Annotated in this window: 22 protein-coding genes and 10 tRNA genes; 11 read left to right on the top strand and 21 right to left on the bottom strand. The window is 40.2% G+C overall.

All coding sequences use genetic code 11. The features are described from left to right. Positions 1-178 precede the first annotated feature (178 nt). The 5 genes from H5159_RS11210 to H5159_RS11225 all read left to right on the top strand — a co-directional run bounded on the left by H5159_RS11210 (position 179) and on the right by H5159_RS11225 (position 3,840). Positions 179-1,264, top strand: coding sequence for an alkene reductase (locus H5159_RS11210; RefSeq protein ID WP_182780298.1), 1,086 nt, complete (start codon positions 179-181; stop codon positions 1,262-1,264). Between the two features lie 152 nt (positions 1,265-1,416). Beyond that, on the top strand, positions 1,417-2,427 hold the full coding sequence (locus H5159_RS11215; protein ID WP_182780299.1) for an RDD family protein: 1,011 nt from the start codon (positions 1,417-1,419) through the stop codon (positions 2,425-2,427). Positions 2,428-2,456: 29 nt separating this feature from the next. Next, complete coding sequence (locus tag H5159_RS11220; RefSeq protein WP_259398120.1) at positions 2,457-3,011, top strand: alpha/beta hydrolase; 555 nt, start codon at positions 2,457-2,459, stop codon at positions 3,009-3,011. Then, positions 2,957-3,301 (top strand): hypothetical protein, encoded by a 345-nt coding sequence (locus tag H5159_RS21070; RefSeq protein ID WP_259399106.1) that lies wholly within the window; start codon positions 2,957-2,959, stop codon positions 3,299-3,301. The genes H5159_RS11220 and H5159_RS21070 overlap by 55 nt, the downstream gene beginning before the upstream one ends. 89 nt (positions 3,302-3,390) lie before the next feature. Beyond that, complete coding sequence (locus tag H5159_RS11225) at positions 3,391-3,840, top strand: hypothetical protein (RefSeq protein WP_039489341.1); 450 nt, start codon at positions 3,391-3,393, stop codon at positions 3,838-3,840. Between the two features lie 480 nt (positions 3,841-4,320). Here the strand turns inward: H5159_RS11225 and lnt are convergent, their stop codons facing one another. The 5 genes from lnt to miaB are packed head-to-tail and all read right to left on the bottom strand — an operon-like array spanning position 4,321 to position 9,779. Beyond that, on the bottom strand, positions 4,321-5,871 hold the full coding sequence (gene lnt, locus H5159_RS11230; RefSeq protein ID WP_182780300.1) for an apolipoprotein N-acyltransferase: 1,551 nt from the start codon (positions 5,869-5,871) through the stop codon (positions 4,321-4,323). Further along, positions 5,852-6,736 carry a CNNM family magnesium/cobalt transport protein CorC gene (corC, locus tag H5159_RS11235; RefSeq protein WP_002958541.1) on the bottom strand — a complete coding sequence of 295 codons (885 nt, stop codon included), beginning with the start codon at positions 6,734-6,736 and terminating at the stop codon, positions 5,852-5,854. Before corC ends, lnt begins: the two co-directional genes overlap by 20 nt. A gap of 22 nt (positions 6,737-6,758) precedes the next feature. Beyond that, positions 6,759-7,217, bottom strand: a complete 459-nt coding sequence (gene ybeY, locus H5159_RS11240) for an rRNA maturation RNase YbeY (RefSeq protein ID WP_002958542.1) — start codon at positions 7,215-7,217, stop codon at positions 6,759-6,761. A gap of 4 nt (positions 7,218-7,221) precedes the next feature. Then, positions 7,222-8,280: a PhoH family protein gene (locus tag H5159_RS11245; protein WP_002958543.1), complete on the bottom strand. Its 1,059-nt coding sequence runs from the start codon at positions 8,278-8,280 to the stop codon at positions 7,222-7,224. Positions 8,281-8,330: 50 nt separating this feature from the next. Continuing rightward, positions 8,331-9,779, bottom strand: coding sequence for a tRNA (N6-isopentenyl adenosine(37)-C2)-methylthiotransferase MiaB (miaB, locus tag H5159_RS11250; protein ID WP_002958544.1), 1,449 nt, complete (start codon positions 9,777-9,779; stop codon positions 8,331-8,333). A 256-nt stretch (positions 9,780-10,035) separates the two neighbouring features. On the opposite strand from miaB, the gene H5159_RS11255 reads away from it, so the two are divergent. Both H5159_RS11255 and H5159_RS11260 read left to right on the top strand, forming a co-directional pair. Next, positions 10,036-11,205 carry an FAD-dependent monooxygenase gene (locus H5159_RS11255; protein ID WP_259399107.1) on the top strand — a complete coding sequence of 390 codons (1,170 nt, stop codon included), beginning with the start codon at positions 10,036-10,038 and terminating at the stop codon, positions 11,203-11,205. A 154-nt stretch (positions 11,206-11,359) separates the two neighbouring features. Further along, the gene (locus H5159_RS11260) at positions 11,360-12,943 is read left to right on the top strand and encodes a bifunctional diguanylate cyclase/phosphodiesterase (protein ID WP_002958546.1); all 1,584 of its coding nucleotides are present in this window, start codon (positions 11,360-11,362) and stop codon (positions 12,941-12,943) included. A 41-nt stretch (positions 12,944-12,984) separates the two neighbouring features. Here the strand turns inward: H5159_RS11260 and H5159_RS11265 are convergent. The 16 genes from H5159_RS11265 to lolB form a co-directional block, all read right to left on the bottom strand. After that, a tRNA-Gln gene (locus tag H5159_RS11265) sits at positions 12,985-13,059 on the bottom strand. Between the two features lie 40 nt (positions 13,060-13,099). After that, positions 13,100-13,184: transfer RNA gene (locus H5159_RS11270), tRNA-Leu, on the bottom strand. Positions 13,185-13,255: 71 nt separating this feature from the next. Next, positions 13,256-13,330: transfer RNA gene (locus H5159_RS11275), tRNA-Gln, on the bottom strand. Positions 13,331-13,369: 39 nt separating this feature from the next. Then, positions 13,370-13,454: transfer RNA gene (locus H5159_RS11280), tRNA-Leu, on the bottom strand. A 71-nt stretch (positions 13,455-13,525) separates the two neighbouring features. Continuing rightward, positions 13,526-13,600 (bottom strand) — tRNA-Gln (locus H5159_RS11285). A gap of 40 nt (positions 13,601-13,640) precedes the next feature. Then, positions 13,641-13,725 (bottom strand) — tRNA-Leu (locus H5159_RS11290). Positions 13,726-13,814: 89 nt separating this feature from the next. Next, positions 13,815-13,891: transfer RNA gene (locus tag H5159_RS11295), tRNA-Met, on the bottom strand. Between the two features lie 5 nt (positions 13,892-13,896). Then, positions 13,897-13,971: transfer RNA gene (locus H5159_RS11300), tRNA-Gln, on the bottom strand. A gap of 39 nt (positions 13,972-14,010) precedes the next feature. Beyond that, positions 14,011-14,095: transfer RNA gene (locus tag H5159_RS11305), tRNA-Leu, on the bottom strand. Between the two features lie 45 nt (positions 14,096-14,140). Next, a tRNA-Met gene (locus H5159_RS11310) sits at positions 14,141-14,217 on the bottom strand. Between the two features lie 455 nt (positions 14,218-14,672). Next, complete coding sequence (ychF, locus tag H5159_RS11315) at positions 14,673-15,764, bottom strand: redox-regulated ATPase YchF (RefSeq protein WP_002958547.1); 1,092 nt, start codon at positions 15,762-15,764, stop codon at positions 14,673-14,675. 53 nt (positions 15,765-15,817) lie between these two features. After that, entirely contained in the window at positions 15,818-16,402 is a 585-nt protein-coding gene (gene pth, locus H5159_RS11320; RefSeq protein ID WP_182780302.1) for an aminoacyl-tRNA hydrolase, read from the bottom strand. Between the two features lie 19 nt (positions 16,403-16,421). Then, positions 16,422-17,033 carry a 50S ribosomal protein L25/general stress protein Ctc gene (locus H5159_RS11325; protein ID WP_002958549.1) on the bottom strand — a complete coding sequence of 204 codons (612 nt, stop codon included), beginning with the start codon at positions 17,031-17,033 and terminating at the stop codon, positions 16,422-16,424. A 149-nt stretch (positions 17,034-17,182) separates the two neighbouring features. Then, positions 17,183-18,130: a ribose-phosphate pyrophosphokinase gene (locus H5159_RS11330; RefSeq protein ID WP_002958550.1), complete on the bottom strand. Its 948-nt coding sequence runs from the start codon at positions 18,128-18,130 to the stop codon at positions 17,183-17,185. A gap of 88 nt (positions 18,131-18,218) precedes the next feature. Beyond that, a complete protein-coding gene (gene ispE, locus H5159_RS11335; protein ID WP_154903382.1) occupies positions 18,219-19,076 on the bottom strand; it encodes a 4-(cytidine 5'-diphospho)-2-C-methyl-D-erythritol kinase in 858 nt (285 codons plus the stop codon). Between the two features lie 2 nt (positions 19,077-19,078). After that, complete coding sequence (lolB, locus tag H5159_RS11340) at positions 19,079-19,666, bottom strand: lipoprotein insertase outer membrane protein LolB (RefSeq protein ID WP_182695314.1); 588 nt, start codon at positions 19,664-19,666, stop codon at positions 19,079-19,081. A gap of 83 nt (positions 19,667-19,749) precedes the next feature. On the opposite strand from lolB, the gene hemA reads away from it, so the two are divergent. The 4 genes from hemA to H5159_RS11360 are packed head-to-tail and all read left to right on the top strand — an operon-like array spanning position 19,750 to position 24,540. Continuing rightward, positions 19,750-21,006: a glutamyl-tRNA reductase gene (hemA, locus tag H5159_RS11345; protein ID WP_024594740.1), complete on the top strand. Its 1,257-nt coding sequence runs from the start codon at positions 19,750-19,752 to the stop codon at positions 21,004-21,006. Between the two features lie 7 nt (positions 21,007-21,013). Further along, entirely contained in the window at positions 21,014-22,099 is a 1,086-nt protein-coding gene (gene prfA, locus H5159_RS11350) for a peptide chain release factor 1 (protein ID WP_002958554.1), read from the top strand. Between the two features lie 2 nt (positions 22,100-22,101). Then, positions 22,102-22,941, top strand: a complete 840-nt coding sequence (gene prmC / locus H5159_RS11355; RefSeq protein WP_154903383.1) for a peptide chain release factor N(5)-glutamine methyltransferase — start codon at positions 22,102-22,104, stop codon at positions 22,939-22,941. Positions 22,942-22,995: 54 nt separating this feature from the next. Further along, positions 22,996-24,540, top strand: a complete 1,545-nt coding sequence (locus H5159_RS11360; RefSeq protein WP_024595292.1) for a response regulator — start codon at positions 22,996-22,998, stop codon at positions 24,538-24,540. The last annotated feature ends 1 nt before the right edge of the window (position 24,541 follow it).

The following is a 24,541-nucleotide window of genomic DNA, read 5'->3' on the forward strand; positions in this document are numbered from 1 at the left end:
CAAACCCTCAACTTAATAGTGCTGTTAAGAGTCAATAAAATACATTTAGTTCACCTAAAGTTAATGTGTTTTACTTTGTGGCTTTATTGCAGATACAACAAAACTATTTTGCAGTTTTTGTTGTTTTTGCATGTGCTTGGTTACGTTATTATGAGCGCAATCAAACTTAGGAGGCATTATGACATTACTTTTTGAACCAATAGAACTTGCAGGTAAAACATTAAAAAACCGTATTGTTATGCCCCCAATGACTCGCTCGCGTTCAACACAGCCTGGCGATATAGCTAACGACTTAATGGCAACATATTACGCACAGCGCGCAAGTGCCGGGCTAATTGTAAGCGAAGGCACACAAATTAGTCAGCTTGGTAAAGGTTACGCTTGGACTCCGGGTATTTATTCAAATGAGCAAGTTGCAGGCTGGAGTAAAGTAACAAACGCAGTACATAGCGCTGGTGGAGTGATGTTTGCTCAGCTTTGGCATGTTGGCCGTGTTACCCACAGTGACAACACTGGTGGCGTGCAGCCTATTTCTGCATCGGCCATTGCCGCAAAAGACGTAAAAGTATTTGTAGATACAAACGGCGCACCGGGGTTTGTAGACACCCAACTCCCACGCGAAATGAGCAAACAAGATATTACGCATGTCATAGGCGAATTTCGCCAAGCAGCTAAAAATGCAGTTAATGCAGGGTTTGATGGCATAGAGCTTCATGCTGCAAATGGTTACCTTATTAATCAATTTTTAGACTCAAAATCAAATGCTCGCACCGATGAATATGGTGGCAGTGTGCAAAACCGTATACGCTTTTTAATTGAAGTGGTACATGCTGTTAGCGACGAAATTGGTAGCAGCAAAGTAGGCGTAAGACTTGCCCCGTTAACAACTCTTAATGGCACAGTAGACGAAAACCCTGAAGAAACTTACTTAGCGGTTTCTGAGGCACTAAATAAAGCCGGTGTAGGTTACATGCATATAGCCGAAGCCGATTGGGATGACGCACCTTTAATGAGTGTTGAATTTAAAAAATCGATTCGCAAAGCCTACAGTGGAGTATTAATTTACGCAGGTAAGTACACCAAAGAGCGCGCAGACAAAGCACTTAGCGAAGGCTGGGCCGACATGATTGGCTTTGGTCGCCCGTTTGTATCAAACCCAGACTTACCAGCACGCTTAAAGCAAGGCAAGCCACTTAACAGCCACAACCCCGACACTTTGTTTGGTGGCGCAGAACAAGGCTACACCGATTATCCAACGGTATAATTGCTAGTAAGTAATTAACATTGAGTAAAAACATGAAGGGCTGCATTTTATGCAGCCCTTTTTTGTGCATTGATTCTAATAGCTTTACCTTGAGCAAAAAATAAAAAACGCGTAAGTTAACCGGGTTACCTATTTTAATAACAAGAAAATAAATGAAAGCCAAAGAGATAGAACAATTAGAATTATCAAATTCTGAAACCCGAGAAGTTATTACACCCTACGCCTTTAAAATTGACAGTGCTTTACTGGGCTTGCCTTTAGCTACACCTATTCAGCGTGCACTAGCGATTATTATTGATGTTGCACTGATATTTTTAGCAGCCAAACTCAGCGCGGCTTTAATAGCATTTGTTGCTGCAATGGCTTTTTATAAAGGTACAGCTCAGCAATACCTTCCGAAAATGTCGAATGTGTGGCGAAGAATCTTAAAAATAACGGCAGCAAGTATTTTATTTGTAAGCGCACTTACTGTGCTTTCAATTGGCATTGATTACCTAGAAGACGATAACACTGTTCAAGGTTTAGCTGTTCAGGGCGTAAAAATACAAGATGAAATTCAGCTTACTCCCACAGAAAAACAACAGGTAAATACTTATTTAGCGCAAACAGCCGATGACAGCTGTGAGCAACCTTGCCAACAAAACGCGCTTGATAATTTAATTGGGCAAGTTCCCAAATTAGCAGAAATGGATGACCTACAAAACCCACAACTTGCTACCGTACTTTTACAATTATTAGTGCTCAGTGAAAATAACGAAATAAAGCCTGCACAGTTAATAGAAGAAAAACCTGCACAAACAAGCACAAATAGTATTTTGCAGTGGAGCAAAGGCATTATTCAAGACTTAGGCTTAGGTTTTGGCTGGGCTGCTGTTTACTTTACGTTGTTCTCGTTACTTTGGCGCGGCCAAACACCGGGTAAAAAGGTATGTAATATTCGTGTGGTTGCCTTAAGCGGTGAGCCATTAGGTTTATTAGATTGTTTTGGTCGCTACGGCGGCTACGGCGCAGGCTTTGCCACAGGCTTGTTAGGGTTTTTACAGATATATTGGGACCCAAACAGACAAGCCATTCAAGATAAAATATCAGCAACAGTGGTTATTAAAGGCAACTTGAATCAAGTTGTAAATTTTGAAACGGTAGAAGAGACTGTAAAAAGTTAAGTTTGCTCTTATTAATTACAAGGATGGTTATGAAAGCTTTATTAATGGCGTTTAGTTATCTGTATTTTATTACTGCTTCGTATGCGTCAGAAAATATTGTGTTAGCAAAAAAACATCAGCTTAAGTCTATTATTTTAGGTGAGCAGCGCAGTTATAGTGTTTATTTACCGCCAAGCTACAAGCAAAACCTCGAACTAGTATATCCTGTTATTTACTTGCTTGATGGCGACCCAACCCATTTAAAAGCCTTAGCGGGGCTTGTTGAAGCACTCAGTACTGAGCGGCTAGAAAAACAAATTCAACAAGCAATTATTGTCGCTGTTCCTAATAGTAAAAATGCGATAAGAGAGCGCGACTTTACCCCTACCAATGTCGATTGGACTTTTAACGGCAAGCTACTCGAAAAATTTGAAAACATTGGCAATGCCGCAAACTACACCGCTTTTTTTGAAAAAGAACTTATTCCCTTCATTAATAAAAATTACCGTACATCAAATAAGCAGGTATTAATTGGGGAATCTTCGGCGGCTTGTTCGCAAGTTATGTTTTACTTACCAATCACTCTTTATTTACTGATTACTTAATTATTGATGCAACCTATCTTTGGGATAATAATTATCTCAATCGTTATTTTGACGAGCAACAGCTTATAAATAAGCAGCTTAAAGGCAATGTATATTTTACTTTTGCTAATAATGCAGCTTTTGGTGAAATTGGAGAGGCTAATTATAAATGGGGCTTAGAGCTTGCTAAAAAAATAAAAGCGCACCCGAGTAACAGTTTATATATAAACTGTTACTTTGAAGAAGAAACTCATGGCACGGTGGCAGCGCTTAGTTGGTACTATGGTTTAAAAAGCTTATTACAAAAATAAGTCTTAATTTATATACTAGGTTAGTGAAAGGAGTAATTTTGGGTATATTGTTAACGAAATTTAGTAGTGAAAAATTAAAAGGGAATTAAATGAGTAATAATTTTAATGAGGCTATAAAGGGCTTTTTTTGGGGGATAGGGTTTGTAATAGCAACACTCGGTGGTATCAGTGTGTACGCGCTAACAATAGCCGCAGAAGTTGATAGTGGCTTTAAAGAGCAGGTATCAAATAAAGCATTGGAGGGCACTGACGACTTAAATAGTGATTATAAACTTACCCTTTCTGATATCTTTAAAGAAAATGGGCGAGTAAGAATAACTGCCGAGTTAAAAAATATCACCAATGAAAGCATATATGCAGGTGGTGTTATAGCATCTACATTCGATAAAAACGGAAAGTTTGTTGGTAATTGTTTAGGTAAAAGCGATGATATTTTTATAGAACCAAATAAAAGTAGCTATATTGATATTCATTGTAATCTACTGAGGCCACAGGTGAGCAGAGTACACTCAGCAAAGCTAAAGTTTAAGTGGTTTTGATAGTTGCTGTAAACTACCCCCATAGAAAGCAAAAAGCATAACGAGTAGTTATGACTAAAAAGTTATTTAGTTGGGAGCGAGGACGCCAATAGTCGGGTTACGATAAAATGTTACTATGCTGTATGCTAACCTCATTTAAATTTGATACTTAATTAAACTCCCGCAAGTAAGTGAAATAAAGTCGCATACCGATAAAGTTAAAGTCGGTCGGCATTTAGGCTCAATCTCAATATTGTATTGATGTACGCCGTTAAAGGTGGTGAGTTTATCTGTGAAAATCCAATTATAAATTACAGTCGAGTTTAACTTTTTAAACCTGATATTGAGCAACACCAAGCATTAAAAATAGAACAAAGCTCGTTATATTTTTAGCATAGGCTAGATTAAAAAGTAAATTTGCGTAGGTTGGGTAGAGCGAAGCGAAACCCAACAATAAACACTTTTTTAAATAGCTGTCCACCGACAGCTATTAATTTTAATTCACTTTCTCAACCTAACCCCAAACCCAACAACTCCCATCAACAACACAAATCCCCACACAAACACATTGCCGTATTGGCTGTACACGCTGTCGCCTTTTATAAGCTTAATGTTGGCTTTCAATATGGTAGCTTCAAACTGAGGCATGGTTTGTTGTGTGTGGCTTATAGGGTCGTATACGGCGCTTACACCATTGTTAGTAACACGCACTAGAGGGCGTTGTAGTTCGAGCGCGCGCATACGGGCTATTTGCATGTGTTGCAAAGGCCCAATAGAGTCACCAAACCAGGCATCGTTACTTACTGTAAAGAGTAGGTCGGAATCGCTTTTGTAATTACCGCGTACTAAATCTGCAAAAACAATTTCGTAGCAAATAGCAGGGAGTAGGTTATAGCCATTGGCGCGCAAGTTGTTTTGCACTTTGTCGCCACGGGTAAACGATGACATAGGCAAATCGAATAATGGGGCAATAGGGCGCAAAAAGTCTTGAAACGGTACAAATTCGCCAATAGGTAGTAGCTGGTGTTTTTGATAGCGGTTTTTATCAAGGTAATGGTAATGCCCATGCTCGTCGCCACGTTCTTTATTACCGACCACAATAAGTGTGTTGAATATATTTTTGGTGTCTCGCTGGTAGTCAACAATACCGGTTACAAGGGCGGTTTGATTAAACGAGGCGGCACTGTCTAAATTGGCTAGGTAGGAATCGGCAAGCATTTCTATTTCAGGCACTGCGGCTTCTGGCCATACTATTAAGTCGGCATCCCAATGTGGACGTGTCATGTCTTGGTATTTGCTCATTGTGGTCCAAAACTCACTTGGCTCAAAGCGCAGGTGTTGCTGTATGTTCCCTTGTACGAGCAATACTGACATGTTTTTATCTGTGTAATGAATGCTGCCTGTGGTATTTGCACCTGTAAAAATAAGCGCAACAGCTGTCGCAGTAACCGCCGGGGTTTTAAAATCTTTTTGGGTAAGTTTATATAGTGCAAAGCCAATAGCGATACACACGAGGGTTAAGCCAAACTCGCCAATATAAGGGGCGAGCAGCCTTAAAGGTCCGTCGGTTTGTGTGTAGCCAAAGCTTAACCACGGGAAACCGGTAAGTACGGTGCCACGTAAATACTCACTAATTGCAAAGCAGGCAATTAGTAATGCGCCAAAGCTTTTAGGGCCACTAGCAAAGCGTGTAGTTGCCCAAAAGGCAAGTGCGGGAAATAATGCTAAGTATGAGCACAAAAAAGCCATTAACGAGAGCGACGCTATAAGCGGCATACCGCCAAAGGTGGCAATAGAAACATGTACCCAGCTTATACCTGCACCAAACCAGCCTAGGCCAAATATAAAGCCATATTTAGCGGCGGTTTTTGCGTGTGCTTTACCGGTATTATTGGGATTAATGCAAAAAATTATGGCGCCAAGACTAATAAATACGATGGGCCAAATTTCAAAAGGGGCATAGCCAAAAGTTAAAACAAGGCCCGCAACGAGTGCGAGCCATGCTTTTTTATCTTTTGCTAATAGGGTAAGTCTAGTTAGCAGTTTCTTCACTGTCGTTATCATCAGCCTTAGGAACGGTGACTTGCAGTTGCAAAATACGACGATTGTCGGCGTTGGTTACTTTAAATTGGTAACCTTCTATGTCAATCGTTTCACCACGGCTTGGCATATGGCCAAATGCGTGCAGTACAGTTCCGCCAATAGTATCGGCTTCGTCTGTGCTGTAGCCTGTTTTAAAATGCTCGTTAAAGTCATCTACAGGTGTGAGTGCTTGCACTACGTGGACATGTTTAGCAAGTTGACGAATATCTTGATGTTCTTCTTCTTCGTCGTGCTCATCTTCGATTTCGCCAACAATTATTTCAAGAATATCTTCAATCGTTACTAAGCCCGATACGCCGCCGTATTCGTCAATAACAACAGCCATATGGTAGCGTTGCTGACGGAATTCGTTTAGCAATGTATCAACACGTTTGCTTTCAGGTACTACCATTGCTGGGCGTAAATAATCGCGTATTGATGGTAAATGCTCGTCTTTATTTAAGATCAGTGGCAATAAATCTTTAGCGAGTAAAAAACCTTCTACATGATCTTTGTCTTCAATCACAACTGGAAAACGTGAGTGAGTTGAGTCAACCATCATTGGAATTAGTTCTTCAAGCGGGCTGTCGATCTCAAGAGTGATCATTTGTGAGCGCGGAACCATTATGTCTCGCACTTTAAGCTCAGACACGCCAAGCACACCTTCTATCATCTCTTTTGTTTCTGGATCGATTACGTCTCGTTCTTGCGCATCGGCAATAACTTCGACCAGCTCTTCTCTATTCTGGGGTTCCCCTTGCAACATTTGGGCTATTCTGCCCAACCACGTTTTGCCAGAAGAACCCTGGCTAGATTGCGAGTTACCGTCGCTCATTGCGTCTAATTGCTCCGTTAATTTAAATATCGTCCCGGTATGGGTCTGCTATGTTTAGCTCTGCAAGTAATTGCTTTTCGATGCTTTCCATCTCTAAAGCATCGTCACTCTTTATATGGTCAAATCCAAGCAAATGCAAGCATCCGTGAATAACCATGTGAGCAAAGTGGTCATGAAATGACTTCTCTTGCTCAATTGCTTCAGCTAATACAATGGCTGGGCAAATAATTAAATCACCAACCAAGGGAATATCTATGCCTGGTGGTGCTTCAAATTCGAACGACAGTACGTTGGTCGGTTTATTTTTACCGCGATAGTCGTTATTAAGTTGTTGCGATTGCGCTTCGTCGCTAATAACGATACTGAGTTCGGACTCGTCACGGTATTGGCTAAGGGCTTTGTCGGCCCATAGTGCAAATTGTTCTTCGCTTGGGAGGTTGTCAAACTCACAGGCTATTTGTAAATCAAGTTCGGTTGTCAAAGTATTACTCTTTAGTAGTAGGCTGTTGAAGAGCAGCGAGTGCGTCTTTTGCATTTTGCTTTTCAATGCGCTTAAGTCGCTCGCTTTCGTCGTTACGCTCGTAGGCTTCAACTATGCGTGCTACAACAGGGTGGCGTACTACGTCGTGGGCTTTGAAGTAGTTAAAGCTAATTTCGTTTACGCCATCAAGCACTTCAATTGCATGGCGAAGGCCTGAGCGTGTGCCACGAGGTAAATCGACCTGTGTAATATCGCCTGTAATCACCGCTTTTGAGTTAAACCCTATACGGGTTAAAAACATTTTCATTTGCTCGGCGGTGGTATTTTGGCTTTCATCTAAAATAATAAAGGCATCGTTTAAAGTACGTCCGCGCATGTAAGCAAGCGGTGCGACTTCGATGATATTTTTTTCGATGAGTTTTTCTACTTTTTCAAAACCTAGCATTTCAAAAAGAGCATCGTAAAGAGGGCGCAGGTATGGGTCTATTTTTTGACTTAAATCACCTGGTAAAAAGCCAAGCTTTTCGCCAGCTTCTACAGCAGGGCGCGTTAGTAATATACGGCGTATTTCTTGGCGCTCAAGAGCGTCGACGGCGGCTGCAACTGCAAGGTAAGTTTTACCAGTACCTGCAGGGCCAATACCAAAGGTAATGTCGTGGTTTAAAATATTTGCCACATAAACACCTTGGTTGTCGTTACGTGGTTTAATAACACCACGGCGGGTTTTAATAACCATTTCTTTGCCATAAGCGCTGCTGGATGCATCTTGCTCTAAGGCTTTTGATTCGGTAATAGCTAAATGAACGGCGTCGGGTTCTATTTCGCCTAAAACACCACGAACAGGCTGAGTATCAACATAAAGGTTTTTTAAGATTTCTACAGCGCCGGCGCAGTTGTGTAGTTTACCGGTTACTTTAAAAAAGTTGTCACGGTGAATTATTTCAACAGCCAGGTGGCGTTCAATTTGTTTGATGTTTTCGTCAAACGGGCCACATAAAGAAGAAAGGCGTTTGTTATCGGCAGGTTCTAAATAAATCTCTAATGTTTTTAACTGATTACTCAAAATTGCTTCCTATAGTACTGCGCCAGCGTTAACTGGCGCTAATTGTGTGACTAAGGAACGAAAGTAGCTACGCCAATTTCGTTAACAGTGTCTGGTTTTGGCTCTGCAGCTGCAGCTTTAGTTAAAATAGCTGAAGGAGCTACTTCACGTCGTAAGTTCATTTCTGATTCTGTACGAATTAAGTCACCACGTAAAGAGTTAGGTAGTGCTTCGGTAATACGTACATCAACAAACTGTCCGATCACTGTGTGCGGGCCAACAAAGTTTACTACACGGTTGTTTTCTGTACGGCCACGTAATTCCATAGGGTTCTTCTTAGAAGGACCTTCAACAAGTATACGTTGCTCTGTATCGAACATTTGACGACTAATTTGCTGCGCCATTTGTGTAATACGGTTTTGTAGTAAGTATAAGCGCTCTTTTTTCTCTTGCTCTGTTACGTCATCCGGCAAATCTGCCGCTGGCGTACCTGGGCGTGCGCTGTAAATAAAGCTAAAGCTCATATCAAAACCTATGTCGCTAATAAGCTTCATGGTTGCTTCAAAGTCTTCTTTGCTTTCGCCTGGGAAACCAATAATGAAATCTGACGACATGCTTAAGTTAGGACGAATTTTACGTAACTTACGAATTGTCGATTTGTATTCAATTGCCGTATGACCACGTTTCATTAGGTTTAATATACGGTCTGAACCACTTTGTACTGGTAAATGTAAGTGATCTACAAGCTCTGGTACATCGGCGTAAACGTCGATTATATCTGGGGTAAATTCTACCGGGTGCGATGTGGTGTAACGAATACGGTCAATACCATCAATAGCTGCAATAAGACGAATTAAATCAGAGAAGTAACAAATTTCGCCATCGTGCGTATCGCCGCGGTATGCGTTTACGTTTTGACCTAAAAGATTTACTTCACGTACGCCTTGCTCTGCAAGTTGTGCAACTTCAAGTAGTACGTCATCTACTGGGCGACTAACTTCTTCACCACGAGTATAAGGTACAACACAAAAAGTACAGTACTTAGAACAGCCTTCCATAATTGATACGAAAGCAGATGGGCCATCTGCTTTTGGCTCTGGCAGGCGGTCAAATTTTTCAATCTCTGGGAATGAAATATCAACAACCGATGAGCCTTTGTCGCCTTGCACTTGTTTAATCATTTCTGGTAAACGGTGTAGCGTTTGCGGACCAAAAATAACATCTACAAATGGTGCACGTTGGCGAATAGAGTCACCTTCTTGTGAGGCAACACAACCACCTACACCAATGATTAAATCTGGCTTGTCGTCTTTTAATAACTTCCAGCGACCTAATTGGTGAAATACTTTTTCTTGTGCTTTTTCACGAATTGAACAGGTGTTAAGTAAGATTACGTCGGCATCTGTTGCATCTTCAGTTAGCTGGTAGCCGTTGGTGGCATCTAAAAGTTCAGCCATTTTCTGAGAGTCGTATTCGTTCATCTGACAACCCCAGGTTTTAATATGCAGCTTTTTGCTCATTGAAATATAGCCTCGTGTTCAATTCGATAGTGGCACAAAAATGTGCTTGAAACAGGATTAAGGAGCAAGCATGCTCACTTAAAGGAGGCGTATTTTAGCTGGATACCCGTCCAGATCCAAGTATAGTTTTCATGTTTGTGATCTCAAATCAATACGAGGCGAGTTTAATCAGCGGTTAGGGATATCCTCTGGTATAAAACAAATTAATTTTGATACAATCAAAACAGACTCAAGTAATAATAAAATGATGAAAAACATGACTAAAAATAATGTGATAGTAGTTGGTGGTGGCATGGTTGGCGCGGCTATGGCGATAAAGCTTGCTCAACAGGGCTTTGGCGTACGTATAATTGAAAAACACCTAATAGACCCATCACAGATTCTTAGTAGTGATAAGGTTGATATTAGAGTGTCGGCTATTAATCGTTTTTCAGAAAATTTACTTGATGAATTAGGAGCAATGCCGCTTTTAAGGCAAAACCGCATAGCGCCTTATCAACAATTAGAGGCATTTGAGCGCGGTGGTGATAATTTATTGTTTGACTGCGCCGATATAAACACCACGCATTTAGGCCACTTAATTGAAAATAGTTTAATTCAAGCAAGTTTATGGCAGCAATTTGATCATTATAAAATTGAGGTTATTAAGCAAGCCACACCTATTACTAAAATAGAGCAAACGGATGATTTAATTACGCTTGTGTATGGAGCTCAAACCTATACCGCTGATTTAGTGATTGCAGCCGATGGCGGACAATCGCAGCTGCGTGCTAAAGCTAATATAGGAATTACCGGCTGGCAGTATCAGCAGCATTGCATGGGGGTATTAATTAAACTCGATGCGCCGCAACAAATAAAAACATGGCAGCAGTTTACGCCAAGTGGGCCACTCGCATTTTTGCCAATGCATGCACCATACGCTAATTTAATTTGGTACGATGATGCAAATACACTGCAAGCATTTAAAGGGCTAAACCCAGCTGAGCTAAAAATGCACATACTTAATAAATTTCCTGAACTTGCTGGAGACTTTGAAGTACAAACTCATGCAATATTTCCGCTTACTCGCCAACATGCTAACAACTATTCACAAGGGCGCTTGGTTTTAGTCGGTGACGCTGCACATACAATAAATCCGCTTGCAGGGCAGGGTGTAAATTTAGGTTTTCAGGATGTAGTGGCACTTGCTGAAGTTTTAGACAATGCAGGGGATATAGGGCGCCCGTTAACGCTTAAAGAATATGAGCGAGCTCGCCGTAAGGCTAATTTATTAATGATGAGCATGATGGATGCCTGTTACTTTGGCTTTTCTAACCAAGTTGCGCCACTTAAATGGGCACGTAGCCAGTTTTTAAAAATGGCTAATAATACAGGCCCTATAAAAAACTGGGTTTTAAAATACGCAATTAGCGGTGATTTAGGCTAAATTTAAAGTAGAGATTAAAAAGGCTCATTTATGAGCCTTTTTTTATGTCTGTTTTTAAGTGGACAAATAGTGACCCAGTTATATTAAATAAAATTTTAATTTGACTAGGGTTATATCACTAAACCGCAATTTAATAATTTTAAAGAGCCTATGTGTGGATAATTTTTTTTCAGTAATAATTATTTTAGGTGCGCTACTGCTAGTTGCTAGCTTAAAAACAACCTTTAAAGTTTGTAAAAAAACATCGCAAAGAGCGTGGAGTGTACTGTTATGCGCTATTGTCTGTTTTATTTTAGGGTATTGGTGGATACTTTATTACTTTTCAAATTACGATACGGCACCAATAATAAGAAATGCAGTTGCCACAATATTATTTGGTGGTGCAGGGTTTGTTTTCTTAGTTGTCAAACTGAGTTTGAAAAGCATCCTTAAAATAGAGCAAGCAACGCAGTATCAAAAATATCAAACTGAGCACGATAACTTAACAACCTTACCCAACCGCAATAACTTTTTTAAATCCTTGAGTAAACAAGTCGATTACCCTTCTTCATTTGCATTATTTTATATTGATTTAAATAATTTTAAACAAATTAATGATGCGTTTGGTCATCAATGTGGTGATCAACTACTGGCTGCTTTTGCTAATAAGTTAAGCAAAGAACTATGTGGCATTGCTAAGTTATATCGAATAGGGGGGGATGAGTTTGCGTTTTTACTGAATACCGATACTGATGAAAGCATGGCTCACTGTGTAAATATTATAAACTCAGCCGTTAAAGCTCCGTTTTGTACACATGAGCAAATGGTTAAAATACAATTAAGTATAGGCGTAAGCCGTTTCCCAGATGATAGCCGATTACCCGACCAGTTACTAAAAAAAGCCAACTTGGCACTGCATGAAGCAAAAAAGACATTTCAACCTTTAGTAAATTACTCATCTGAAATAGGTAAACGAGCTGAGGACTTTTTTGATTTATCAGTCAAAATTAAAGCCGCGTTACACAAAGGTGAGTTCGAGCTTTATTTACAACCAATAATGAACTCCAAAGATATTCAATTGCATGGCCTAGAAGCGCTGATCCGATGGCCGCAAGCTGATGGTAGCTTTATTAGTCCTGAAAAGTTTATAAGTGTAGCTGAGCGTACAGGGCTTATTTTTGTTTTATCGAAATGGGTTGTACAAGAAGCAGTTAACCATATTAGAAAACTTAAACTGTTTGGGTTTACCGGTACTATTCATGTCAACTTATCAACGAAAGATATTGAAAGCAGCGAGTTTTACGAATTTATAATTAGCTTACTTACTACTGACCCGACTTTAAGTGATTCACTAATATTTGAAATTACAGAAGGGGCAATGATGACAAACATACCCGCAGCAAGAAAAATGATGCAGCAGTTAAGTATGCGTGGATTTAAATTTAGTGTTGATGATTTTGGTACGGGGTTTTCGTCACTGTCGTTATTAAGGGAGTTGCCCATAAACCAGATAAAAATAGATCAATCGTTTATCAAAGACATGCTCATTAATCCGCCTGATTACGCTATTGTAGAATCTACGTTGTTTTTGGCGAGCCGATTAAATTGCGATGTAGTAGCTGAAGGAATAGAAACCAAAGAAGTAGAGCAAGCGCTATTGAGTATGAACTGTGATTATTTACAAGGGTATTTATATAGCAAACCAATAAATATAGACGAATTTATAAATGTATATTTAAGTACAGAAAAAGTAAGCTGAATTTAATGAATATTGAGAAGTTTTAGAGGAGGAAGTCAAATTGGCTGGGATACCAGGATTTGAACCTGGGAATGCCAGGATCAAAACCTGGTGCCTTACCGCTTGGCGATATCCCAACTATAAATTTGATATTAATTTTAGTTCTTAATAAGAACATGGTGCGGAAGGAGAGACTTGAACTCTCACATCCTAAGATACTGGAACCTAAATCCAGCGCGTCTACCAATTCCGCCACTCCCGCATCACTAATGTGCTCATTTAACCTCTAAGCTAGAGTAATTCTTTTATTCAACTTTCCTTGGTAGAAGAAGTTGGCTGGGATACCAGGATTTGAACCTGGGAATGCCAGGATCAAAACCTGGTGCCTTACCGCTTGGCGATATCCCAACAAAGAATTCTTTTATAATTTTAGTTCTTATCAGAACATGGTGCGGAAGGAGAGACTTGAACTCTCACATCCTAAGATACTGGAACCTAAATCCAGCGCGTCTACCAATTCCGCCACTCCCGCATCACTAATTTGCTCATTTAAACTCTAAGCAAGAGTCATTCTTTTATCCAACTTTCCTTGGTAGAAGAAGTTGGCTGGGATACCAGGATTTGAACCTGGGAATGCCAGGATCAAAACCTGGTGCCTTACCGCTTGGCGATATCCCAACAAAGAATTAATTGATATTTTTAGTTCGTATCAAGAACATGGTGCGGAAAGAGAGACTTGAACTCTCACAACCGAAGTTACTGGAACCTAAATCCAGCGCGTCTACCAATTCCGCCACTCCCGCATCGTTTGTGTTATAAAACACAGGTAGCTATTTTAGACTCTTCATTGAGTGCAATTTAACTCTTGCAGAGCCACTTCTAAAAATAGAAATGGTGGCTAAGACGGGATTTGAACCTGTGACCCCATCATTATGAGTGATGTGCTCTAACCAGCTGAGCTACTTAGCCATTGTTGGCTGGGATACCAGGATTTGAACCTGGGAATGCCAGGATCAAAACCTGGTGCCTTACCGCTTGGCGATATCCCAACAATAACAATTGATAGTTTTAATTCTTATCAAGAATTATGGTGCGGAAGGAGAGACTTGAACTCTCACATCCTAAGATACTGGAACCTAAATCCAGCGCGTCTACCAATTCCGCCACTCCCGCACACAAGGTAGTTATTTTAAACTCTTCATTGAGCAACAAAAAATATGGTGGCTAAGACGGGATTTGAACCTGTGACCCCATCATTATGAGTGATGTGCTCTAACCAGCTGAGCTACTTAGCCATCTTTTTTTGTTAGCACTTCATCGCTGAGTGCGGGGCGTATTATGCTGATATGACCCAAATTCGTCAACACCTTTTTTGCAAAAAAACACTTAACTGTGTTTGTTTGCAGGAAAATTAAGCTAAGCGGCTAAATTTTAATAAAAATGATGATTTTTTGAGTGCAATTCAGATACAAAATTTGTCGCTAAATAAAAAAAGCAAAAACCAATAGTTTGAAGCTGTTTGATTATTCGACAAATTATTACGCTCTGGTTAAATCTTAACATTAATTTGTTTAAGAGGTACTTATTATTGAGGTTTGATCTTCTGCGCAGTGTGTTTTTTTAAATTAAACGTAGGCATTTAGGTTGGGGCTAAATCAATTTTATAAGTTTATAACGTTGGAGGTACAAAAAAGGCTCGTAAAAACGAGCCTTTAAAATTATTACCAATACTAACTTGGTTTCATTTGACTTATACGTTGAACAAGAAGTTCATTACATCGCCGTCTTTAACAATGTACTCTTTACCTTCTTGACGCATCTTACCTGCTTCTTTTGCGCCGCTTTCACCTTTAAAGGCAACAAAGTCGTCAAAAGCAATCGTTTGCGCACGAATAAAGCCACGCTCGAAGTCGGTATGGATTTTACCCGCTGCTTGTGGCGCTGTTGCACCTACAGGGATTGTCCATGCACGCACTTCTTTAACACCCGCAGTGAAATAAGTTTGTAATTGTAGTAATTCATAACCACCACGAATAACAAGATTAAGACCGGGCTCTTCTAAGCCAAGATCAGCCATAAACTCAAGCTTGTCTTCGTCATCTAATTCTGAAAGCTCAGATTCGATAGCAGCACATACAGGAACAACAATCGCATCTTCTGCTGCAGCAATAGCGCGTACACGGTCAAGGTATGGATTATTTTCAAAACCATCTTCAGCAACGTTTGCAATATACATAGTTGGTTTAATAGTTAAGAAGTTGATAGAGCTGATTGCTGCTTTTTCTTCTTTAGTTAATGCTAAAGCGCGTAAAGTTAAGCCTTCATCAAGATGCACTTTTACTTTTTCAAGTACGGCATTTTGCTCTTTGGCGTCTTTATCACCACCTTTTGCTTTTTTTGCGTTACGGAAAAGGGCTTTTTCAGCGCTATCCATATCAGCAAGTACTAACTCAGTGTTGATTACGTCAATATCGTCAGCAGGGTCAATAGTGCCTGCTACGTGTATGATGTTTTCATCTTCAAAACAGCGAACTACGTGGCCAATTGCATCGGTTTCACGAATGTTAGCTAAAAACTGGTTACCAAGGCCTTCACCTTTAGATGCGCCCTTTACCAAGCCAGCAATGTCTACAAATTCCATACTAGTGGTAAGAACTCGTTGAGGATTAACAATTTTAGCAAGTTCGTCTAGACGAGGATCTGGCACAGGTACCACACCTGTATTAGGCTCAATGGTACAAAAAGGAAAGTTAGCGGCTTCAATACCCGCTTTAGTTAGTGCATTGAAAAGCGTTGATTTACCTACGTTAGGCAAGCCAACGATGCCACATTTAAAACCCATAGTAAGATACCTTGTTTAGAATTCGTTTAAACGGTGTACTTGGACCCAAGTTACTAGGGTTTAAACGAATGTAGTCTGTTTTGTGCTTTTAACACACCATCTTTTGCAAGTATTTCCATGCAACGAACTGCTTCATCAACAGCAGCATCCATTTTTTCTTGGTCTTCTTTGGTCGCTTTTCCAAGCACCCAACCAGTTACCATTTCACGATGCCCCGGATGACCTACACCAATGCGCAAGCGCATAAAGTCTTTTTGATTTGCCATTTTTGCAATAATGTCTTTTAAACCATTATGACCGCCATGCCCGCCACCTTTTTTTAATTTGGCAACGCCTGGGTCTAAATCCAATTCGTCATGGGCAACTAAAATGTCCTCGACAGGGATTTTGAAAAAATTAGCTAAACTACTGACCGCTTTACCACTTAAATTCATGTAAGTAGTGGGGATCAATAATTTGAATTCTTGGCCTTGAATGATCACTTTGCCTGTAAGGCCGTGATATTTAGGATCGTGTTTTAGAGTGCAGTTATAGCGTGCAGCGATTTGCTCGATGAACCAAGCACCTGCATTGTGGCGTGTGTTTGCGTATTCGGGGCCTGGATTAGCCAGGCCCACAAGCATTTGAATAGAATTCAAGGTTGCGAGACCTTAAATATTATTCTGCTGCTGCAGCGTCGTCTTCAACTGGAGCTGCTTTGTTTGCTTTGATAGTCAGGATAGACTGATCATGGCCTTCGCCTTTAGCTAAATCTACAGAGCTAACGCCTTTAGGGAAAGTTAGGTCAGAGATATGAACTGAATCGCCAACAACAAACTTAGAAACATCTACTTCAATGAATTCTGGAAGTGCTTTTGGAAGACACGTAATTTCAACTTCAGTTAACTGGTGAACAACAGTTGCGCCAGCTTTAGTTACAATCTCTTCACCGATGAAGTGTAGAGGAACTTTAGTTTGAAATTTATGAGTAGCATCTACACGTTGGAAATCAAGGTGAGTAAGCTTAGGCTTGAATGGGTGACGTTGGATATCTTTTAAGATTACTTCAACAGCTTCGCCATCAACGTTAAGCGTAAGGATATGCGTGTAGAAACCTTCGTCTTCTTGAGCTTTGATCATATCTTTATGAGCAAAAGTAAGAGATAAAGCTTCTTTATCAGCTCCGTAAAGGATTGCAGGAACTTTGTCTTCGCGACGTAGGCGGCGGCTCGCACCAGTACCAGTTTCTACGCGAAGTTCAGCGTTATACGTATAAGTTTTGTTAGACATGATGTCTCCAGTTATTTAAATGTGTAGGGCCTTTGCGACCAAGGTCCCTAGCCAAAAGGCGCGCTATCATACCACCACGCCCAGATAAAATAAACATCGCTTACAAAAAAAGCGCCAAAAGGCGCTTTTATATTCAGGAATGTTTAATTTTAGTGTTCAAACATCGCTGAGATAGATTCTTCGTTACTAATACGACGAATAGTCTCTGCTAACATGTCAGCAAGCGTAAGTACCTTAACTTTATCAAGGGCTTTAAGCTCATCAGATAGCGGAATTGAGTCAGTTACAATTACTTCATCAATCATTGAGTCACGTAAGTTTTCGGCTGCTTTACCTGAAAGGATAGGGTGTGTTGCGTATGCAAATACACGCTTAGCGCCATGTTCTTTAAGTGCTTCTGCGGCTTTACACAATGTACCACCGGTATCAATCATATCATCTACGATAATACAATCACGACCTTCAACGTCACCAATAATGTGCATTACTTGAGAAACATTTGCTTGAGGGCGACGTTTATCAATGATTGCTAAATCGGTATCGTTTAGTAGTTTTGCAATTGCACGAGCACGTACAACACCACCAATATCTGGAGATACAACAACGACGTCTTCAAAGTCGCGTTCTTTCATATCTTCAAGTAATACAGGGCTGCCAAATACGTTATCTACAGGTACATCAAAGAAGCCTTGGATTTGTTCAGCGTGTAAATCAACCGTAAGAACACGGTCAACACCAACACTTGATAAGAAATCTGCAACAACTTTAGCGGTAATTGGAACACGAGCAGAACGTACGCGACGGTCTTGGCGCGCATAACCAAAATAAGGAATGACGGCAGTAATACGACCTGCAGATGCACGACGTAGAGCATCAACCATAACGATAAGTTCCATCAGGTTATCGTTTGTAGGGGCACAGGTTGATTGCAAGATAAAAACGTCCGAGCCACGAACATTTTCATTTATTTGAACACTGATCTCACCGTCGCTAAAACGGCCAACAACAGCATCGCCTAATTCAATATATAAACGTTTTGCAACTTTTTGAGCTAACTCAGGTGTTGCGTTACCAGCGAAGAGCTTCATGTCAGGCACGGTAGGGTTCCTCAGGCACTGAATATTTGGACTAACGGGCAATGATAAATTTCACTGCGGGTTAACTTATGATTACTTGTACGTTACTTCATTGATCGAATATGGCGGTTAACTCCGTATGAGCAGGTGAGACATTTGCGCTTGAAGCCACAAAACCCTGCCAAGTATGGGGGAGATTTTCAAGTACATCTTGTGCTTGAACTTGGCTAGCAAATTCGACAAAACAACATGAACCTGTTCCGGTCATCTTCGACGGTGCGTATTTTAGCAACCACTGGAGGGTTTTTTCAACCTCGGGGCAAAGCTTTTTAACTAAAGGCTCACAATCGTTGGTCAAAGTATGGTGTTTCCAGTCGCCTATTATTTTTGGTGTGTCGCGTTTTAAATCTGGATGTGTAAATATTTTTGCGGTACTTACATGTTGGTTAGGGTGTACAACGCAGTACCATTTTTGTTCAAGTGTTACGTGGTGTAGTTTTTCACCAATACCGTGCGCTATGGCGCTTTGACCTTGTATGAACACTGGAACATCTGCCCCTAACTTGAGCCCTAGTTGAGCTAGTGTTTCTAAATTTAGTGCCAATTTCCATAACTTATTTAGGGCTAATAAAGTACTCGCTGCGTCAGATGAACCTCCTCCAACACCGCCCCCCATCGGCAAGCGCTTAATTAAATTTATTTTTACACCCAAAGAGGTTTTACAGTGTGTTTGTAATAATAAAGCCGCTTTATAGATGAGATTATCATTTAGAGGGATGTCTTTAGTATCACCACCGACAGAAATACTCCCATCTGTTGTTAACTCAAAATGCAGCTCATCGCCAAAATTTAAAAAAGTAAATAAGGTTTCAAGTTCATGATAGCCATCTTCTCGGCGAGCATTAATATGTAAAAATAAATTGAGTTTTGCCGGAGCTATAAGTGAAAAAGAGGTTTTGTTATTCATACTTATTTAAACTGCCAATCGTATAGTTGAATTTTAATTTTTATTTGTTGGTGCTTTAACGTCAGTTTAGTAGGTAACCAGTAACCTGCGTTTTGTACATAGGTGCCATAATCTATTTGCCATTTTTTGCCTGTATTATCAAACCATAATACTTGCTTTGCACGCCCAAGCTCATCAACAATTAAACTTTCATCGTCAATAGTGCCTTTAAGCCAGTTATCGGCATTATCAACCGGTAGTGTAAAACCCGTTAATCGTTTTAAAAGCTCTGCAGCATTAGTATCAAAGTATTGTTCACCGTCAAACTCTAATTCAGCACCGTTAGTTGTTTGTTTAAGTGATAAAATACGAGTACCAATAAAAGTAGTCAGTATTAAATTATTGGAATTTGTTGTTTGCTGCCAATTTAAGTTTGCAGATTGACGCTCTTCTGGGCTAATAAATGCAAGTTTACCTTCTACTTGCCAAGTTTTTTGAGCAGCTAAACGTGGTTTCCAATCATCATAAAGTGTTGTTTTTGTATCAATTTGATGAGCACAGCCACCTAAAAACAAAAAAAACATGAATAAAATCAAATATTGTCGAATCAAATGTTGTTCCTTACTTTCCATATTCCGCTGATTTTTGGTAAAATTACCGCCTTTGAAGTAGGGCTCAGCAATATTTGGCAAATATGACCATAATAGCACTAGGTATAAATCACAAAACCGCATCCGTAGAATTACGTGAAAAAGTGGCTTTTTCGCCTGAGCAAATTTCAGAGGCGTTGCAACAATTAAGTGGTCATGCCGACTTTAATGAAGCGGTTATTGTGTCTACCTGCAATCGAACCGAGATCTATTGTAGCCTCGCTCAGCAAAATTCCCAAACACTGTTGAGCTGGCTTGCCAGTTTCCATGGTTTGGATGAACATGAACTGAGCAAAAACACTTATTGCTACGAAGATAACGATGCTATTAATCACTTAATGCGCGTGGCGTGTGGGTTGGATTCTTTGGTGTTGGGCGAACCGCAAATTTTGGGGCAAATAAAACAATCGTTTTTTAGTGCTAAAAACCACGATGCAGTAGGTGTTACGTTTGATAGGTTGTTTCAAAAAACATTTTCAGTAGCGAAACAAGTTAGAACTGAAACCGATATTGGCGCAAGTGCTGTATCGGTAGCGTTTGCTGCAGTTAACTTGGCAAAGCATATTTATGGCAAGCTTGATAAGACCAATGTGTTATTAATTGGCGCAGGTGAAACCATTGAATTGGTTGCTAAACATTTATACCAAAATGAGCCTCAAAATATCACTGTTGCAAATAGAACTATTGAGCGAGCTCGTAACTTAGCTGATGAAGTGTCGGCAGATGTGATTGCTTTGGCGCAATTGCCTGAGCGTTTGCATAAAGCCGATATAGTGATTAGTTCTACAGCCAGCACTTTGCCTATTATTGGTAAAGGGGTGGTTGAGCAGGCGCTAAAGCAGCGACGTCACAAACCTATGCTATTTATAGATATAGCGGTTCCGCGTGATATAGAAAGCCAAGTTGGGGAGCTAGATGCTGCCTATTTATATTCCGTTGATGACTTACAAACCATTGTAAGCGAGAATATGGCAGCGCGCGAGCAAGCTGCACAGCAAGCGCAAATAATTATTACTGAACGCACCAAAGAATTTGCAATGTGGATGCGTTCACTCGATTCGGTAGATTTAATCCGCCATTATCGAAACGATGTACAAACAATTAAGTCTGAACTTGTAGAGCGTGCTGTTAGTCAGCTCAATACAGGTAAAGATGCAGAAAAAATTATATTAGAGCTCGCCAATAAATTAACCAATCGCTTAATGCACGCGCCTACCCGTGCAATACAAGATGCAGCGAAAAAAGGTGAAGTGGCGCAGCTAAACCAGTTGAAAAAAATGTTAGGTATTGATCAGGAATAACCGTTAAATGAAAGAGTCTGTTTATAATAAATTAGAAACCTTAGTCGAGCGTTATGAAGAAGTACAAGCGCTGCTAAGCGACCCGTCGGTCATTAGTGATCAAAACCGTTTTCGTGCGCTTTCAAAAGAGTATTCTGAGCTTGAAGAGATTGTAAAAACGTTTTTAAACTATAAAGAAACGCAAGACGATTTAGCCAGTGCAGAAGAAATGCTTAAAGATTCTGACCCTGAAATGCGTGAAATGGCGCAAGAAGAATATAAAGAAGCAAAAGCACAAATACTAGTGATTGAAGATCAAATTCAAGTATTAATGTTGCCAAAAGATCCGCGAGATAACAATAACGTGTTTGTTGAAGTACGTGCAGGGACGGGCGGCGATGAAGCGGCTATTTTTGCTGGTGACTTATTTCGTATGTACAGCCGCTACGCAGAAAATAAAAAATGGAAAGTAGAAGTTGTAAGCACCAATGAAGGTGAGCATGGCGGTTACAAAGAAGTTATTGCAAATATCAGTGGCGAAGGCGTTTACGGTCAATTAAAGTTTGAATCAGGTGTACACCGCGTACAACGTGTGCCAGAGACTGAATCACAAGGTCGTGTTCATACCTCAGCGTGTACTGTTGCGGTTATGGCAGAAGTACCAGAAGCAGAAGCGATACAAATTAATACAGCAGATTTAAAAGTTGATACATTTCGTGCATCAGGCGCAGGTGGTCAGCACGTAAATAAAACTGATTCTGCTATTCGACTTACACATATACCTACCGGTGTTGTGGTTGAGTGTCAGGATCAGCGTTCGCAGCATAAAAACCGCGCTAAAGCGATGTCAGTACTTGCAGCTCGACTGCAACAAGCTGAAGATGAAAAACGCCATGCGGCAGAAGCCTCTGAACGTCGTGACTTGGTAGGTAGTGGCGATCGTTCTGAGCGTATTCGTACTTATAACTACCCGCAAGGTCGTATTACCGATCACCGTATTAACTTAACACTTTATCGTTTAAACGAAGTGGTAGCCGGTGATTTAAGTGCGATTATTGACCCATTAATGCAAGAGCATCAAGCTGACTTACTTGCGGCCATGGGCGACGAGTAATTGTGGCTCACACTCTTGAACAAGCAATTGCTGCAGGTGCTGACTTATTAGCACTTAGCAGCGAAAGTGCTAAATTAGATGCACAAGTTTTACTTCTTCATATACTTCAAAAACCTCGCAGTTACCTTTTTACTTGGCCAGAACATGCGCTTAGTGATGAGCAACAATCGCAGTTTAATGTATTTATCCAAAGACGTTTAAAAGGTGAGCCCGTAGCCCATATAACTGGGCTGCGTGAATTTTGGAGCTTATCGCTTGAAGTTAACGCAACGACCCTAATACCTCGACCAGATACTGAAACATTAGTCGAGCAAGCACTTGAAATAGCGCTACCCGCTACAGCAAAGGTGCTTGATTTAGGCACTGGTACTGGTGCAATAGCGTTGGCACTGGGTAGTGAAATGCCTAATTGGCAAATTACGGCAGTAGATAGAGTAAGCGATGCAGTTGCACTTGCTACACGTAACCAGCAGCGATTAGCGATTAATAATGTACATGTTAAACAAAGTAACTGGTTTAGTGAGTTGCATGGCGAAAAATTCAATTTAATTGTCACTAACCCTCCTTATATAGAAAGTAGTGATATACATTTAAATCAGGGTGATGTGCGCTTTGAGCCTTTATCGGCATTAGTGGCTGATGATTGCGGAATGTCTGATATTAAACAAATAATTACACAATCACGTGACTATTTGTCATCTAATGGCTATCTTTTAATAGAACACGGTTTTGAGCAAGGTGAAGCTGTTCGTCATTTTTTTGAAAAAATGGCGTTTGTTAATATTAAAACAGTGAAAGACCTTGGTAACAATGACCGTGTAACACTTGCACTGTGGCCCTAGAGAATAATAATTGCCTACTAGTGCGTTAAATAATGCCATGAAGGAATTTCGACTATGATGGGTGATTTTTTATTTTCAGATGAACCAGAAGAAACAATCGATGAGATTGAACACGGTACCTGGAAAGTATTAATCGTTGATGATGAACCTGAAGTTCATGCTGTTACAAAACTAGCACTGAGTGATTTTGAATTTCAAAATAAACGCTTAGAGTTTATTAGTGCTTACTCAGGTGCTGAAGCGAAAGAGCTCATAAAAGAGCATCCAGATGCCGCTATTGTGCTACTTGACGTGGTAATGGAAACCGACGACGCTGGTTTGCAGGTTGCTAAGTTTATTCGTGAAGAAGCTAAAAATAATCATATACGGATTATTTTAAGAACAGGCCAACCTGGCCAGGCACCTGAACGTCAAGTCATTATTAATTATGATATTAACGATTACAAATCGAAAACGGAGCTAACGGCTCAAAAATTATTTACTGTTATTATGTCGAGCCTACGCTCGTATCGGGATATTATTTCGATTGAGCAGTCACGCGAAGGGCTTGAGAAAATAATTATAGCGTCTCGTGATATTTTTTCTGCGCATTCAATAGAGCACTTTATTGAAGGCGTTATGCAGCAATTAACATCTTTATTGGGTATTGCTGATCAAGCTATGTATGCCACCACTTTAGTTGCACAAAACCCAGAACATGAAAAAAATAAAAAACTAATAGTTTGCTCTGGCACTGGCGATTTTGAAAAAAGTGAAGGTAAAGAGCTTGATGAGGTATTACAAGCTGAGCAGTTAAGTGCGTGTCATCAGGCGCTTAATGATAAAAGTATCATTTATAAAGATAATTACTTATTTGCGTACTGCAGTAGTGAGTACAATCATAATTCAATGCTGTTCATATCAGGTGTCCCAAAGGATTTAACGGATACTCAGCGTCATTTAATCAAAATATTTTCTCAAAATGTGCAACTTGCCTTTGAAAATGTGCAGCTTCAGTCTGAAATAGAAGCGACACAACAAGAGCTTGTTTATAGGTTAAGTGAAGCAGTAGAGCAGCGCTCAACCGAGACAGGTAATCATGTTAAACGTGTAGCACATATTTGTCATATTTTAGCTGAGGGCTATGGTTTATCTAAACATGATGCAGATTTAGTAAGGTTGGCGTCTCCTCTTCATGATGTAGGTAAAGTGGGTATTCCTGATGCGATTTTAAACAAACCAGCAAAGTTAGAACCTCAAGAATGGGAAGTGATGAAAACCCATACTGATAAAGGCTATACTATTTTAAAAGACTCTCCCCATGAAATTGTGAGTACAGGTGCAATTATTGCAAAAGAGCATCATGAAAAATGGGATGGGTCTGGTTACCCACAAGGTCTAAGCGGAAACGCAATTAATGTATTTGGTCGCATAGTCGCACTTGCTGATGTATACGATGCACTTCGCCATAAACGGTGTTATAAAGAGCCTTGGACATTACAAAATGTGGTTGATGAAATTAATGCTGAAAAAGGCACACATTTTGAACCAAAAATGGTTGAAGTATTTAACGAAAAGCTTGATGAGTTAGAGGCGGTTCTTAGCCGTTTTCCTGATTAGA

The organism is Pseudoalteromonas sp. SG43-1, assembly GCF_014164415.1.
In the GTDB taxonomy this organism is placed as follows: domain Bacteria; phylum Pseudomonadota; class Gammaproteobacteria; order Enterobacterales; family Alteromonadaceae; genus Pseudoalteromonas; species Pseudoalteromonas distincta.